Origin of the sequence: Brevibacillus jepli (assembly GCF_047229145.1) — a bacterium.
Taxonomy (GTDB): domain Bacteria; phylum Bacillota; class Bacilli; order Brevibacillales; family Brevibacillaceae; genus Brevibacillus.
The window spans coordinates 212,060-227,030 of the sequence record NZ_JBFEFW010000001.1 but is presented as its reverse complement, the minus strand read 5'-3'; the positions used below and the strand labels follow the sequence as shown (position 1 = coordinate 227,030).

The following is a 14,971-nucleotide window of genomic DNA, read 5'->3' as shown; positions in this document are numbered from 1 at the left end:
TAAACTAATAGTTTATCACTTAGAAACGCTCAAGAGAAGAGTCTTGTGAAAAAAGAGACCAATACCCGCATTACGAGTATTGGATCACGTTACGATTCTTCGCAAAGTAGTCGTACCCGGAGTAAATCGTGATGATTACCATAGCCCACGTGGCTACTTCGTCGAACGGAATACCAAAGAACTCAAATGGGAAGTTGCGAATCATGACAGCCGTAATTGCTACGATCTGCACCCATGTTTTCAGTTTACCCAATGCACTCGCAGCAATTACCTGTCCTTCTGCTGCTGCAACTAGCCGAAGACCAGTCACCGCAAACTCACGGCTGATAATGACAATCGCAATCCATGCCTCTAGACGCTGCATCTCTACAAGTGAAATCAGTGCTGCAGAAATAAGTAGTTTATCAGCAAGCGGGTCCAGAAACTTCCCCAAATTCGTTACGATTTTATTTTTCCGCGCAATGTAACCATCGAGTCCGTCCGTACTGGCTGCTAGGATAAACACCAAAGCCGCAATCAGCTCGTTATACGTCATCGTCAGGCTGCCAATCGAAAATGTCCCGATGTTGTAACGCACCAGCATAAAAAACATAACTACCGGTACCAGAAAAATTCTGGCGAGGGTGATGCGGTTGGCGAGATTCACCTAGACTACCTCCCCGGCTAAATCGTATTCATAGGAGTGTGTAATTTTTACTTTCACAATGGTGCCTAATTCGCCTTTAAAACCGGAGACGAATACTTCACCATCGATTTCCGGAGCGTCATACTGTGTTCGACCTACATAAATATCGTTACGTCCCTCGTAACGTTCAATCAAAACATCCAACACTTGACCAACAAAGCGTCCGTTGCGATCTCCGGCTACTTCACGCTGAACTTCCATCAGCATGTTCGCTCGTTTTTCTTTGATCTCATCGTCTACGTGGTCAGGCAGACGTGAAGCAGGAGTGTCATCCTCGTTGGAGTAAGTGAACACACCCAATCGATCGAAGCGGATATCCTTCACAAACTCAGATAGACGCTCGAAGTCTTCCTCTGTTTCCCCAGGGAACCCGACGATCAAAGACGTACGCAGCGCAACATCTGGAACCTGAGCGCGAATTTTTGCTACCAGCGCACGAATGTCCGTTTGTCTTCCTGGACGACGCATTCTTTTCAGGATATGGTCCTCTGAGTGCTGCAAAGGCATATCTACGTATTTGCACACTTTTGGATTGGTAGCAAAGGTGTGAATCAATTCATCCGTGAAAAATCCAGGGTACGCATAGTGCAGACGAATCCACTCGATGCCCTCGACTTCTGCCAAACGGTTTAAAAGTTCAGGAAGCATGAGCTTTCCGTCATAGATGTCAGTTCCGTAGTTCGTGGAATCTTGTGCGATCAAGCTCACTTCTACGATCCCTTGTGCGGCCAAATGACGCGCTTCTTCCACAATGGACTCGATCGTACGACTGCGGAATCCGCCACGCATCAAAGGAATCGAGCAAAACGTACAGGCGTTGTCGCAGCCCTCAGCAATTTTAATATATGCAGTGTACGTGCCTTGCTTCACTTTCCGTTTCACTACATCTTCGTACGTAAAGATAGGATTTCCTACAAAAATCGGACGCTTTCCCTCTAGAGACTCTTCGATAATACCCGTAATCGACATAAAATCGCCTGTTCCGACAATGCCGTCCACCTCAGGAATCTCATTCAAGATATCCTCTTTGTAACGTTGTGTGAGACAGCCTGCCACCACAAGCGATTTCAGTTTGCCGGATTCCTTCAATTCACCCATTTCCAGAATCTTATTCACGGATTCTTCCTTGGCTGCATCGATGAAACCGCAGGTATTGACGATGACCACGGTTGCTTCTTCTGGGTTATCAACCAGTTCATAGCCTTTTTCATCTATCAGATGGGCCATCATGTCCGAATCAACGAGATTCTTTTCACAGCCCAGCGTAACAATCGCTACTTTTTCACGCGTGCCTACCTTCTCTGTCATCTTTTTTCCTCCATTTGGTCACACCAACCCATATTACACCTATCCAGTATAATATAAGCCTAAAGGAAGTGTCAAAAGAGACAAAAGTATGAAAGGCAAGCATACGCTTGCCTACTGGGTGACCGCCTCTTTTATTTTGATCGTAATATTAGACGGCATGGACTTCATTTTAGACGTATCTACCAAGACACCGTTAACCTTCAATTCCACTACAGTCGGTTTGCCCAAACGGATATAAGCTGATTTCCCCAGCTCAATCGTTTTCTCCTGATCCTTCTTGAGCGTGGCCTGTTCAACATACGTTTTGCCTTTTCCTTCCGAAATACCAAACCAGCTTGTGCCTTCCTTCACCTTCATATGTACCGTGATTTTTTCTCCACCTTGCAAAGAATAGTTATACATCGATCCTTGCTGAGATTCGAAAGTGATCGTTGCCTGAGGAGGTTCCGTTACGGTTTCAGGTGTGTTCGTTCCTGTTTCAGGAGGTGTGGCGATCGAAGGGGGTATCGGTTGTTGAGCAATCGGAGAAGTAGTTGCCCCACCTCCATTGCCAGGTGTAACAATTTCCGCTCCTGGGTTAACTGTTCCACCAGGCACTGGCTGAGTCAACTGACCTCCGTTATTGTTGACGACAGCGAAATAAATTACCCCGATAATCAAGGCAATAAACAAGATGAGCAAGGTCTTTGTGACCCATCGTCCCGCTTGTAATGGATTGTTCGCTGAAGCAACTCGTCTGCGACGCAGTCGTTCTACTTGCTCTGTAGGTGGCTGGGCCGGCAAATCGGACTGAAAGTGAGTCAGGATGTGATTCGGGTCTAGACCGACGGCTTCCGCATAGCTCTTTATGAATGCACGCGCGTAAAAGTGGCCAGGAAGTACATGAAAATGACCCCTTTCAATGGCTTCCAAATATCGCCGCTGTATCTTGGTGATTCGTTGGATGTCGTCGAGCGTGATTCCTTTTTCTTCGCGGGCCCTTTGCAGGACTTGACCTAGCTCAGACACAGCTGCCCCTCCTTAATTCATTTCGAAATTATCAAAGCCGCGATTGTTGATAAGCTCATATGTAATCTCTTCGTCCGGATGATGACGCAGCTCAATAATGTAATGGAAATCATCGATTTGGTACTCTGATTCCCTTACAAATATATCCGGATGTTCAATGATTTTTGCGGCAGGAAAATTCATAATCTCCCGAAGCAAGGTAAAGTGCTTTTCTGTCGATCGCAGCGTTGAGACAATTCCATCTATCAAATATACATGATCAGTAGACATTTCATCAATGGCTAAGGAACTACGCACCGTCTGGCGCAACAAAGTAGAGGAGATGAATGTCCAACGTTTATTGGCGGATACGCTGGCAGCAATCATTGATTCTGTCTTCCCTACGCGAGGCATTCCGCGAATCCCGATGAGCTGGTGACCTTCTTTCTTCAGGATTTCTGCCATGAAATCAACCAGCAAGCCCAGCTCCTCACGAACAAAACGAAACGTTTTCTTGTCTTCGCTATCTCGTTCAATGTAGCGACCGTGGCGTACAGCCAAGCGATCCAGCATTGTCGGGGGACGTAACCTCGTTATGGTTATGTTGTCCATTTTTTGCACAACGTTGCGCAAAACCTCCATTTTTTCATCATCATCGGTCAAGAGCAGCATACCTCGACGCATTGTATCCACACCATTGATCGTCACGATGTTGATGTTCAACATCCCCAGAATAGAAGATACGTCCCCTAAGAGACCGGGACGGTTACGGGCAATCTCATACTCCATGTACCATTCTTTCTTCGCTTCCATATGCAATCCTCTCCGCCAACCAGAATTCTCTTCTTATGTAGTATATCACGTTCGTATCATTCGACAATCGCGAAAAGAAAAATCCCCAAAAGTAGGGGATTTGAATGGCTAGCTGCCAGCGTTCGCGTCGTTGCGATTCTGAACAAGCTTCACCATGAGTGTTGCCAAAGCTTGTTGCTGCTGTTGATCACCTGCGTCCCACAGCTGTTTCAACAGACGCTCCTGATCGTTTTTCGGGTCGACTTGCTCGGACAGATAGCTACCGATTTGATAAGCTACGTTTTGAAGCGTATCGCTTTCCATCCCGGCTTGTTTCGCTTGTTCTACCCGATCTCCGAGAAACGCTTTCCAGTCGCTAAAATTGTCAAGAATCGACATAGGGAAATTCCCTCCTTTTGTACGTTGCGAACAGATTTGCTGCCCACACAAAAGGTAGAATTCCATCATTTCTCGTATTTTATTCATGCATACTTTCTGCTATGTGTACCATCCTCCGTTGGGACTAATCACTTGGCCAGTCACATAACTGGAATCGGCTGACAACAAAAAGCGCACGACGGCCGCAACCTCGTATGGTTGTCCGAGGCGGTTTGCTGGTATTTCTTCTGCGATCATTTCTACTTCATCCGGTGCAAAGCGCTCCATCATACCTCCAGCAATCGCTCCAGGTGCTACTGCATTTACCGTAATTCCGTTTGGGGCCATTTCCTTTGCCAGGGATTTGGTAAAGGTGTTAATTGCTCCTTTAGTCATGGAATATAGAACCTCACATGATCCTCCGGTTAGACCCCAAATCGAAGAAATGTTGACGATACGCCCATATCTTGCGCGCAGCATGGCTGGAACAGCAGCTTGGCATACAAAAAAAGCAGATCGGACATTGAGAGCAATCAGCTCATCGAATTTCTCGACGGTCACATCTGTAAACAAACCAACGTCATCCACGGAGGCATTGTTGACGATCAACAGGGGTGCAACCTGCATCTGGCCAAACATCGCGGCAATTTGCTCTGGATTACGCAAATCAGCCTGAAGAATGCCGTACGGAACGTCGCGCTCCTGACATTTTCGAACAAGCGGCTCCAACTTTTCCATGTTGCGATTGTAATGCAGATAAAGGGGAACCCCCGCATCAATCAGGTAGGCACCTATCGCCTGCCCAATCTCTCCGGAAGCTCCCGTAATTAACGCCCACGGCGTCTCTTGCTTGAACATGAATACATTACTCCTGTGGCGAAGCAGAACGAACGATGGAAACAGCTATCTGCTCGGGTAAAAAATGCTCCTTCAATCGTTTTTCCACATCTTCGCGTGTGATCGACTCCAGAGTCGGCACCACGGAAAACAGATCGTTACCATTAAATTTGAAGCTGGTGAACTGGTTGGCGATGAACTCCACAGAGTTCAGTGACCGCAGGAAATTCCCGATTTTTTTACGCTTCGCGCGCTCAAAATCATCCTGTGCAATTCCGCTTTGCTTCAGCTGTTCGATCTCCGCTTTGATTGTTTCCACCAAGCGCTCCGGGTCAGGCGTATCTCCGCCAATAATCGTATACGCATAGTCCTTCTCACTGCTGTAGTCAAAATCAAAGCTTTCCGTAATCAGCTCGCTATCATACAGACGCTCATAGACAGCGGAGCTAGTACCGAACGCGATGTCCAATACCAGTTTAGTAGTCAGCTCACGTTTTAACAAGGCTTCCTTGGTCAGCCCGTTTTCCTTTTCCTTAATGCCAATCATGCATTTAGGCAGACCAACTGTAAGAAAAGCTTCGACTTTTGCCTCCGCAGGAGCTGCCGGCTCTTCTGGGAAAACGCGAGTGATTTGTGGTGCAGGGGGAAACTCCTTTGCTCCCTGGTTTTCCCGAATGAGCTTCATGATCGCTTCCGGTTCAAATGATCCCACGACTAACAAGAGCATGTTTGCCGGGTGGTAAAACGTTTCATAGCACTGGTACAAATACTCTTTGGTAATATGAGAGATCGTCTCGATCGTACCTGCAATCTCAATATTGATCGGATACTTTTGGTACATGGCCTTTAAGAGGTTCATGTACACCTTCCAGTCAGGATTGTCATCATACATCGTGATTTCCTGACCGATGATTCCTTTTTCCTTTTCTACACTGGCATCTGTAAAGTACGGGTCCTGCACATAGTCCAGCAGCAGATTTAAATTGTCATCCAATTTGTCTGTGCACGAGAACAAATAAGCGGTTCGATTGAAGCTCGTAAATGCGTTGCAGCTTGCACCATTTTTACTGAACTCGTGCATGACATCCCGATCTTTTTTCTCAAACATTTTGTGCTCGAGAAAATGCGCAATTCCATCGGGTACATTGATTTCCTCCCCGCTTCGGGTACGAAAATGGCTATCGATAGAGCCATATCGCGTCGTGAACACAGCGTATGTTTTGCTAAAGCCTTGTTTTGGAACGAGATAGACTTGCAATCCATTCTGGAGAGTCTCATGATATACCGTTTCATTTACTTGTTCAAAGACAGTCGTCTGCATCTTACGCCTCTCCCTTCTTGTCCCGCAGCAGATAAATCGTGTCAATCGTCACTTTCTCAGCCACTTTCTTGATATCCTCAATCGTCGCTTGGTTGATTCCATTCAAGAGCTCCTCGATTTTGCGAGGGCGCCCACTAATGACTCCATTGTACGTAAAATCAATCATGCCACGAGCACTGTCCAATAGCTCACGGAACTGGTTTGACAATGTAGCACGTGTCTGGCTGATTTCCTCATCAGAGATGCTTCCTTTTCGCATCAAGTCAAGCTGTTGCTTAATAATCTCAACAGCGCGCTGATATTTGCTGACATCAATCCCGGACATAATCATGAGAATGCCTTTGTGGCTCTCTAAACGGGATACGGCATAATACGCGAGGCTCTCTTTTTCCCGGACGTTGACAAACAGCTTGGAATGAGGAAAGCCGCCTAAAATTCCGTTGAACAAGAGCAGCGTCGGATAATCGTCATCCTTGTAGGTGATCTGTGTACGGCACCCGATGTTGAGCTTTGCTTGGTTGACATCGAGTCGATCGATAACCTCTCGCTCTTCAGATACCTGCTTCGCCGTCGAGCTGATTTGCAGCTCTTGGACTTGTGAGCGTTCCAATGGAATGTGCTTGCGAATAGCCTCGATTACTTCTTGCTTCGCGACATCGCCGACGACAAACATATTGATCGGATTCGTCGTCGTTACTTCTTTATAATATTGATACAGCTCCTGACCCGTTATCCCCGACAAATCCTCTACGCGCCCTTGTACAAGGAGAGAGAATGGTTCCCCTTTGCACATTTCCTCTGTGACGCGTTGATTCGCATACTTCATTTTGTCGTCAATCAGGCTCTCCATCCGTTTGCGAAGAGTTTCTTTCTCTTGTGACATGTACTTCTCGGAAAAAGCGTTCTCCTTTACGTACGGCCTCGCGAGCATATCTCCCACGAATTCAATAGCCTGCTCCAAAAGAGATGCGTCTTTGGACAAGTATTTTTCATTCGGTACTTCCATATAAATCTGCAGGATTTGTCTCTCGCCTTTTTTCATAACGTCTACATCAAAAATGGCGCCGTACAGAAAATCCAAATGTGCACGCAATAGCTTCGTTTCCGGAAAACGAGCGCTGGCACGCTTCATGACCATCGCAAGTAATGCTGTCTTTGTTACGTGTTCCTCCGACAAGGCCTGTTCAATCATCGTCACGATCGTGGTTGTCTTGAACTTTTCTGTTGGAAGGATATGTACGTTCATCCCATTGATTTGGGAGCTTTGAAATGCAATTTCGGTTGTTTGTGCAGTCATGCCCATTCTCCCTTCTCCATCAGCTTACTCATACTCTTCTCTATTGTAACCAATTGTCAGGGCATCAAGCATCAGAATCTTCCATTATATATCCCGGTGCTTCCATCCTATGCGTTCACGCCAGTCCTTTAATACGTGAATCACTGTGCAAACCTATAACGAAAAAGAGCGAACGGCACCTTTGGCAAAGTGCGTTCACTCTTTTTCTTACATATCCATGGCGTCCCAATCTCGGGGATCATCTGATGTTCGATTCTCTTCAACAAATCGACCGCAATCGGACGAGAGACAGAGCACACCATCCAGCTGCTCATCGTGAAAGGGAACTCCGTGGCTTCCACCACAATACGGACATGTCCACATACGAAGGGCCTCCTTTATTTATGAGGGTACTCCTTAGTAGTTTGTCCCAATATCAAAATGGACTTTCCGCTTTATTATGCTCCCAATACCGTAAGTAATCATACGGATCAATCGCCTGCCCCGTACTGTTACGGTAGAGGCCAAAATGCAGGTGAGGTTCAAACATGCCAACTGTTCCAGTTCCACCGTAGCCTGTGTCACCCACAAACCCAATTAACTGTCCAGCTTTAATTGCTTTACCTACGCGCAATCCAGGCGCAAATGCCTGCAAATGAGCGTAATACATGCGATATTGGCCATTCTTATCTGTAATGTTCACACGCCAGCCACCATACGTATTCCAGCCTACCTTGTTAATCGTCCCATCCGATACAGAATAAATCGGTGTTCCTTTCGGTGCCATAATATCGATGCCTTCGTGTCTGCGCACATTGCCGCTATTCGACTCTGTCCACTCTCGATCAGATCCGAAGCTATCACCGTACGGCTCATACCAACTGTTGCCATGGAATGGAAAGCGTAATTGACTACCAAGCAAGCGATCATCCCCTACTTTTTCGGCTAAGGAATGCTCTGCTTGTTCAGCACCTTTTGGCAAGAATAGAATTTGGCCTACAATCAGCTCATCAGAAGAGAGATGGTTATTTTTCTTAATGGCACTCATGTTCGTTTCATGGTTAGCAGCGATTTTCGTTAAGGTATCTCCCTTTTGAACGACATAGGGATTCGATGAGTAATTCACATTCGCAGCTTTGTCTTCAACAGGCTTGGATTGTATGTATGCGACAGCCGACTTCTCGTCCCATTGTACACGATACCCAAATGCTTCCGATATAAATCGTATCGGTACAAGCGTCCGCTTATTCACAATGATTGGCGAGACATCCATCTTCAATTGTTTTCCGTTAACGTACGCAACCTTGCTGCCAATTGTAAGTGTGACGCGCTTGCCCTTTTTGGTAAGCATCACTTTTTGACTGGTGGCATCGTAGCTTACATTTGATCCGGTTGCTTCTCCTACTACCCGAATCGGAACGAGCATCCGCCCATTTTGATGGACTGGTGATACATCTGAGATGACACCAATTCCATTGACAACGACTGAAATCACAGGACCTGGCTCTTTTGCGGAAGCCATACCACCGGATGCCGCTATCATCAGGCAAAAAACAAAAGCGCCTAGAAGCCTGTTCCATCGAAAACTGCTGTACTTACGCAGACAGCGGTTCATCTTTTTCCCTCCTCACAGACAATTTACCAAAACGGGTATGACCGTTTTTGCTGACCGCAAGCAGTCAAAAAAATTATCGCACAGAGGAAGTGACAGGTTCTAGACGCTAAATTTTGTCAACGAATCATTAACGCGATCCCGTATCGTAAGGTTTTCCAAGGGCCGCTGGTGCACTGGATCGTCCTACCAGACCAGCCATCACGAGAATCGTCAATACGTACGGAAGCATGAAGATAAATTCAGTCGGAATGTAATTGGTCAATCCGAAGATTTGCACCAAAGACTTGATCGCTTGAGCGACCCCGAAGAACAAGGCTGCCCCCATTGCACCAGCTGGATGCCATTTACCAAAGATCAAGGCCGCAATCGCGATAAACCCTTGTCCGGAAACCGTATTATGGGAGAAGTTACTTGTCGTCGTCAAGGAAATGGTAGCTCCACCTAATGCAGCCAGCATACCACTGATCATAACGGCAGTGTAGCGCATTTTCTTAACGTTGATCCCTACTGTATCAGCCGCACGCGGATGCTCACCAACTGAACGCAAGCGCAATCCGAATGGTGTCTTAAACACAACATACCATGTAACAAAAACGGCAATGAAAGCTAAAAAGCTAGTAGGATACGCCTCAAAAATGGCATGTCCGATATACGGAATTTCACTCAATCCAGGAATACTGAATTTGGTAAACACAGAGGACAAGGTTGTCGTCTGACCTGCTCCATCGAAAATAATTTTAGTCAGGTAGATGGAAAGTCCTGCTGCCAAGAAGTTCAGGGCCACACCACTGACGGTCTGGTCCGCTTTAAATGTAACAGAAGCAACGGCATGCGGGAGTGCAAAAATAGATCCGGCGATTCCTGCCGCAATAAATCCGACCCACGGTGCCCATGCACCAAGTGAATCTTGAAAAGCAAAGGTCATTACAGCACCGGTAAAAGCACCGATAATCATCATACCTTCTAGCGCAATGTTCACAACACCAGAACGCTCCGAGAACAATCCACCCAATGAGGCAAAAATCAAGGCAGTAGAAAACACGATGGTATCATGAACGAGGTTGCTAAGAATTAATCCCCAATCCATCAGTTTCCACCTTCCTTTTTCTTAAGCAAAATCGGCTTCACAAATATTTTCACGATGCCATGTGCAGCAACGAAGAAAATAACAGAAGCAATGACGACCCGAATCAGCTCAAACGGTACACCCGCGCTAAACTGCATGCCGCTCGCACCGAAAGTGAGGACACCAAACAATATGGCAGCAAGGATAACCCCAAACGGTGTATTCCCGCCAATCAACGCGACAGCGATTCCATCAAAGCCATAGCCAGTATGCTGTGTCATAATCGCTTGATAATGGAATACGCCCAAAATCTCAGTAGCTCCGCCAATCCCTGCGAACATACCACCAATAAACATAGCTTTTACGATATTACGATTTACGTTCATACCAGCATATTCTGAAGCATGCGGGTTCAAACCGACTGAACGCAGTTCATAGCCGGATTTTGTTTTCCAAAGAATAACATAGAAGAAAATAGCAGCGAGTACCGCAATCAGCGTTCCCCAGTGCAAACGAGCATTGTCAAACATCTCTGCGAGCCAGGTAATGGTTATAATAGCAGAATCCTTAACTTCTTCGGATGTTTGCTTTCCTGCCGGGATAAAGAAAGCGTTCATGACCCAGTTGGCCAAGTAGAGAGCTACCCAGTTCAACATGATGCAGGTAATAACCTCATTGACACCGCGGGCTGCTTTCAAATATCCGGCAATTGCTCCCCACAGACCACCCGCTACTGCCCCCGCAAGAATGGCGAGTGGAGCGTGGATGATTGCTGGCAGATCAAAGGAAACACCTACAACAGTAGAAGCAATCATTCCTACGATAAATTGACCTTCTGCCCCGATGTTAAAGAGACCTGTACGGAATGCAAAAGCCACAGCCAAACCTGTAAAGATCAAAGGTGTAATTTGACGGATTGTTTCCCCGAAGTTATACGCACTACCAAATACTTTATTAATCAATGCCATATAGGCATCGATTGGGTTAAAGCCACCCGCCAGCATTGCGATTGCCCCGGTCAACAGACCAAGAATGATCGCGACGACAGGAACGAGAAACGATTCTTTTGTAAATACCGCAATGACCTTATTCATCGTTTCCCCCTCCTTGCATTACTTTTCCACCGGACATCATCAAGCCCAACTCTTGTTCTGTAGTCGATTTCGCATCGACAATTCCCACAATGGTTCCTTCATAAATAACCGCAATTCGGTCAGAGACGTTAATAATCTCGTCCAGCTCCAAGGAAAGTAAAAGAACTGCTTTTCCTTGATCACGCTGATCGATCAGTCTGCGATGAATGAATTCAATAGCTCCTACGTCCAAGCCGCGAGTAGGTTGAGCAGCAATCAACAAATCCGGGTTCTTGTCCACTTCGCGGGCAATAATTGCCTTTTGTTGGTTACCTCCGGAGAGTGCACGTGCTGGCGTGTAAATACTCGGTGTCCGCACATCGAACTCTTCAATCAGTTTTGCCGCATGCTTGTCAATGGCGCCATAATCAAGAAAACCGTTTTTATTAAACGTTGGATGGAAGTATGTTTCCAAAACCATATTTTCACTCATGGTGAAATCAAGAACCAGACCTCGCTTATGTCTGTCTTCTGGAATGTGAGACAAACCAGATTCCGAAATATTACGCGGATTTTGATTCGTAATTTCTTTGCCATTAAGAAGGACACGACCGCTCGTTGCCTTACGCAAGCCAGTCAATACTTCGATGAGCTCGCTTTGACCATTTCCATCGACTCCGGCAATTCCGAGAATTTCGCCAGCGCGAACCTCCAGACTGAGACTATTCAGAGCATTTACGCCACGGTTGCCCATTGCTGTCAGATTCTCCACTGCAAGGATCGTTTCTTTCGGTTTGGCAGCCACTTTATCTACTCGGAAGTTGACTTCGCGACCAACCATTTTTGCAGCCAAATCATCTGGATTTGTATCTTTTACTAAGACAGAATCAATCACTTTCCCACGACGAATGATCGTAACCGCGTCACATACAGCCATAATTTCTTTCAGCTTGTGTGTGATCAGAATAATCGTCTTACCTTCTTTTACCAAGTTATGCATGATCTCGATAAGTTCATGGATTTCCTGCGGCGTCAAAACAGCCGTAGGCTCATCAAAAATCAAGATGTCAGCACCACGATAAAGCGTTTTCAAAATCTCTACACGCTGCTGCATCCCTACTGAGATATCCTGAATTTTTGCTCTCGGATCAACTTTGAGCCCGTATTGATTCGACAGTTTTTCTACCGCTTTCTCAGCGCTTTGAATATCTATCTTCAACCCGTTTTTCGGTTCATTTCCTAGCACAATGTTTTCCGTGACTGTAAATTTTTCTACGAGCATAAAATGTTGATGAACCATTCCAATACCAAGTTCATTTGCAATCTTTGGGCTGGTGATTTGTACTACTTTTTCGTTAATCAGAATTTCGCCTTCATCCGGCTGATACAGACCGAACAAAATATTCATGAGTGTCGACTTGCCTGCGCCATTCTCTCCGAGCAGCGCATGAATTTCACCTTTTCCTACGGACAGTGTAATACTGTCATTTGCAATAATACCTGGGAATCGTTTTGTGATCCCTCTCATTTCAACTACTTTTTTTACCGAGTTCATGCATGCTCACCCCATTTTTCGGGTCTATTGTGAAGGTAAAGGACAAGGCCAGTAGCTCGAACCAGCCTTGTCCATTTGCAGCTTCCCTAGTTTTTACTTGTCAGGAACCGTGATTTCGCCTTTAACGATTTTTTGCTTGTATTCTTCAACCAGCTTCAGTACGTCTTCTGGAACGTTCTTCGTAGAAGTTTCCGCCAGACCTACACCGTTTTCAGCCAGACCGAGCCATTGAACTCCGCCTTCGAATTTACCCTCAGACAGGTCTTTCGCTACGCGAATAACCGCTTCGTCAACGCGTTTTACCATGGAAGTCAATGTGATCTCATCGCCGAAAGTTAGGGATTGGTCTTTGTCAACACCGATTACCCATACGTTTTCGCCTTTAGCTTTACGGTCTTTTGCTTCGTTGAACACACCGTCGCCTGTACCGCCGGAAGCGTGGAAGATGATGTCCGCGCCTTGACCGTACATTTGGGATGCAGTGGATTTACCAAGGTCTGGTTTATCAAAAGCACCTGTGTATACTTTGAGAACTTTAATGCTTGGATCTACAGCTTTTACACCAGCTTCGAAACCAAGGTCAAAGCGTTTAATTACAGGAATATCAACGCCACCTACGAAACCAACTGTTTTCGTTTTGGTCATTTTCGCTGCAACTACACCAGCGAGGAAGGAGCCTTCATGCTCTTTAAAGAGTACAGATGCTACGTTAGGAGCCTGTACTTCAGCGTCGATGATCGCCAATTTAGCGTCTTTGTTTTCATCTGCTACTTTTTTCAGGTGGTCACCCATCAGGAAGCCGATACCCCAAGTCAGATCCCAACCGTCTTTTACGAATTGAGTCAAGTTTGGTACGTAATCAGCATCTGTTTTGGATTGCAGATAGTTTACGTTTTCTTTCGGGAGATTCAAATCGGTTTGGAGTTTTTGCAGCCCTTCCCAAGCGCTCTGGTTAAAGGAGTTGTCGTTTACACCACCAACGTCTGTAACCATACCTACTTTGATAGCTTTAGCGGCTGGTGCGCCTCCATTGCTACCAGTTTGGCCTTGAGGCTGTGCTTCTGGTTTGCTTCCGCAGCCAGCGAGAACGAGCGACACGCTGAGTGCTGCAACAGAAAGCACGGATAGAACTTTCTTCATCTGAGATTACCCCCTGTTTTTAGTTGATGAAATTGTTGAGTGAGGTTTCCCTCACAGTTACAACCGTCTCCGTACGACATGAAAGTGAATTTTGTCAGCCCTGAAGTAATTATGGGAGTATAGCACTGGCTTTTCACTTTCGTCGTAATGAATCTGCTTGAGCAAGAGCATAGGTGCAGATTTATCGCAGTGCAGCAGGTTGGAAACCTTTTCATTGTAGCCCATGGGTTCAATATCAGCCACTGCATATGCGATCCTAACCCCTGTTACGCTCTCCAGCCATTTGAAGATAGACTCTCCACTTGCCGCATAGCCCTCAGGTACCAGATGTGCGGGAATGCGGTCCACACAATAAACCACGGGCTCACCGTCAGCCGTGCGAATCCGTTCTACCATGAGAACGCCTTCACCCGGATTTAAGGCAAGCCGCTTCCTCTCTTCTTCAGCAGATTCGGCAAAGGATGTTCGGAGGATCAATGTTCCTGCCTTATATCCTTGGCGCTCGATTGCATCCGTCACACTAAAGAGTTCCCCAATCCCGCCTGAAAAAACAGGCTTCGAGTTGATAAAGGTCCCTACACCGTGTCTACGAATGACAATCTTTTCTTCTTCAAGAAGTCGGAGTGCCTCGCGAAGCGTCGCCCTGCTTACACCAAGCTGTTTAGATAGTTCGGCTTCAGAAGGGAGGCGTTCACCAGGACGTAGTTGTCCGGATTCAATATCACTCTTGATTTTGTCCATGACCAAGAGAAAAAGTGATCGAACATTCCCTTTGATGCTCATCATCATTCACTCCTGCTGTCCGCAAGCCACCCAACAGGTAGGACGTCAGACCTCTGATTCGTATGAGACATGATAACAACAATTTCCTTCAAGCTCATAAAAATTTTACATGAGGGGCGACTATCATGCAAGCCAAATATTTATGAATAATAATG

15 protein-coding genes are annotated in these 14,971 nt (G+C 46.2%); all 15 read right to left on the bottom strand.

The features are described 5' to 3' along the window. Nucleotides 1–70: 70 nt before the first annotated feature. Nucleotides 71–646, bottom strand: a complete 576-nt coding sequence (pgsA, locus tag AB1L17_RS01185; RefSeq protein ID WP_017249262.1) for a CDP-diacylglycerol--glycerol-3-phosphate 3-phosphatidyltransferase — start codon at nt 644–646, stop codon at nt 71–73. After that, on the bottom strand, nt 647–1,993 hold the full coding sequence (gene rimO / locus AB1L17_RS01180) for a 30S ribosomal protein S12 methylthiotransferase RimO (protein WP_412843075.1): 1,347 nt from the start codon (nt 1,991–1,993) through the stop codon (nt 647–649). A gap of 111 nt (nt 1,994–2,104) precedes the next feature. Continuing rightward, nucleotides 2,105–3,001 (bottom strand): helix-turn-helix domain-containing protein, encoded by an 897-nt coding sequence (locus AB1L17_RS01175; RefSeq protein ID WP_412843076.1) that lies wholly within the window; start codon nt 2,999–3,001, stop codon nt 2,105–2,107. 12 nt (nt 3,002–3,013) lie between these two features. Further along, nucleotides 3,014–3,793: a DUF3388 domain-containing protein gene (locus AB1L17_RS01170; protein ID WP_412843077.1), complete on the bottom strand. Its 780-nt coding sequence runs from the start codon at nt 3,791–3,793 to the stop codon at nt 3,014–3,016. Nucleotides 3,794–3,901: 108 nt separating this feature from the next. Then, nucleotides 3,902–4,171: a DUF3243 domain-containing protein gene (locus AB1L17_RS01165; protein WP_412843078.1), complete on the bottom strand. Its 270-nt coding sequence runs from the start codon at nt 4,169–4,171 to the stop codon at nt 3,902–3,904. Between the two features lie 99 nt (nt 4,172–4,270). After that, a complete protein-coding gene (gene ymfI / locus AB1L17_RS01160; RefSeq protein WP_412843079.1) occupies nt 4,271–5,008 on the bottom strand; it encodes an elongation factor P 5-aminopentanone reductase in 738 nt (245 codons plus the stop codon). A 7-nt stretch (nt 5,009–5,015) separates the two neighbouring features. Further along, on the bottom strand, nt 5,016–6,308 hold the full coding sequence (yfmH, locus tag AB1L17_RS01155) for an EF-P 5-aminopentanol modification-associated protein YfmH (protein WP_412843080.1): 1,293 nt from the start codon (nt 6,306–6,308) through the stop codon (nt 5,016–5,018). Nucleotide 6,309: 1 nt separating this feature from the next. Beyond that, entirely contained in the window at nt 6,310–7,605 is a 1,296-nt protein-coding gene (yfmF, locus tag AB1L17_RS01150) for an EF-P 5-aminopentanol modification-associated protein YfmF (protein ID WP_412843081.1), read from the bottom strand. Between the two features lie 207 nt (nt 7,606–7,812). Next, nucleotides 7,813–7,968 (bottom strand): hypothetical protein, encoded by a 156-nt coding sequence (locus tag AB1L17_RS01145; RefSeq protein WP_412843082.1) that lies wholly within the window; start codon nt 7,966–7,968, stop codon nt 7,813–7,815. Nucleotides 7,969–8,020: 52 nt separating this feature from the next. Then, nucleotides 8,021–9,199 (bottom strand): stalk domain-containing protein, encoded by a 1,179-nt coding sequence (locus AB1L17_RS01140; RefSeq protein ID WP_412843083.1) that lies wholly within the window; start codon nt 9,197–9,199, stop codon nt 8,021–8,023. 127 nt (nt 9,200–9,326) lie between these two features. Continuing rightward, nucleotides 9,327–10,286, bottom strand: coding sequence for an ABC transporter permease (locus AB1L17_RS01135; RefSeq protein WP_412843084.1), 960 nt, complete (start codon nt 10,284–10,286; stop codon nt 9,327–9,329). Continuing rightward, on the bottom strand, nt 10,286–11,359 hold the full coding sequence (locus AB1L17_RS01130; RefSeq protein ID WP_412843085.1) for an ABC transporter permease: 1,074 nt from the start codon (nt 11,357–11,359) through the stop codon (nt 10,286–10,288). The genes AB1L17_RS01135 and AB1L17_RS01130 overlap by 1 nt, the downstream gene beginning before the upstream one ends. Further along, the gene (locus tag AB1L17_RS01125) at nt 11,352–12,893 is read right to left on the bottom strand and encodes an ABC transporter ATP-binding protein (RefSeq protein WP_412843086.1); all 1,542 of its coding nucleotides are present in this window, start codon (nt 12,891–12,893) and stop codon (nt 11,352–11,354) included. The genes AB1L17_RS01130 and AB1L17_RS01125 overlap by 8 nt, the downstream gene beginning before the upstream one ends. 93 nt (nt 12,894–12,986) lie before the next feature. Beyond that, a complete protein-coding gene (locus AB1L17_RS01120; protein WP_412843087.1) occupies nt 12,987–14,033 on the bottom strand; it encodes a BMP family ABC transporter substrate-binding protein in 1,047 nt (348 codons plus the stop codon). Between the two features lie 57 nt (nt 14,034–14,090). Next, a complete protein-coding gene (locus AB1L17_RS01115) occupies nt 14,091–14,816 on the bottom strand; it encodes a GntR family transcriptional regulator (RefSeq protein ID WP_412843088.1) in 726 nt (241 codons plus the stop codon). Nucleotides 14,817–14,971: the final 155 nt, after the last annotated feature.

Coding starts and splice junctions, on each gene's coding strand:
- AB1L17_RS01135 (WP_412843084.1), bottom strand. CDS start 10,286: ATGGATTGGGGATTAATTCTTAGCAACCTCGTTCATGATACCATCGTG.
- AB1L17_RS01145 (WP_412843082.1), bottom strand. CDS start 7,968: ATGTGGACATGTCCGTATTGTGGTGGAAGCCACGGAGTTCCCTTTCAC.
- AB1L17_RS01170 (WP_412843077.1), bottom strand. CDS start 3,793: ATGGAAGCGAAGAAAGAATGGTACATGGAGTATGAGATTGCCCGTAAC.
- ymfI (WP_412843079.1), bottom strand. CDS start 5,008: ATGTTCAAGCAAGAGACGCCGTGGGCGTTAATTACGGGAGCTTCCGGA.
- AB1L17_RS01115 (WP_412843088.1), bottom strand. CDS start 14,816: ATGAGCATCAAAGGGAATGTTCGATCACTTTTTCTCTTGGTCATGGAC.
- yfmH (WP_412843080.1), bottom strand. CDS start 6,308: ATGCAGACGACTGTCTTTGAACAAGTAAATGAAACGGTATATCATGAG.
- AB1L17_RS01130 (WP_412843085.1), bottom strand. CDS start 11,359: ATGAATAAGGTCATTGCGGTATTTACAAAAGAATCGTTTCTCGTTCCT.
- AB1L17_RS01120 (WP_412843087.1), bottom strand. CDS start 14,033: ATGAAGAAAGTTCTATCCGTGCTTTCTGTTGCAGCACTCAGCGTGTCG.
- AB1L17_RS01125 (WP_412843086.1), bottom strand. CDS start 12,893: ATGAACTCGGTAAAAAAAGTAGTTGAAATGAGAGGGATCACAAAACGA.
- AB1L17_RS01165 (WP_412843078.1), bottom strand. CDS start 4,171: ATGTCGATTCTTGACAATTTTAGCGACTGGAAAGCGTTTCTCGGAGAT.
- rimO (WP_412843075.1), bottom strand. CDS start 1,993: ATGACAGAGAAGGTAGGCACGCGTGAAAAAGTAGCGATTGTTACGCTG.
- AB1L17_RS01140 (WP_412843083.1), bottom strand. CDS start 9,199: ATGAACCGCTGTCTGCGTAAGTACAGCAGTTTTCGATGGAACAGGCTT.
- yfmF (WP_412843081.1), bottom strand. CDS start 7,605: ATGACTGCACAAACAACCGAAATTGCATTTCAAAGCTCCCAAATCAAT.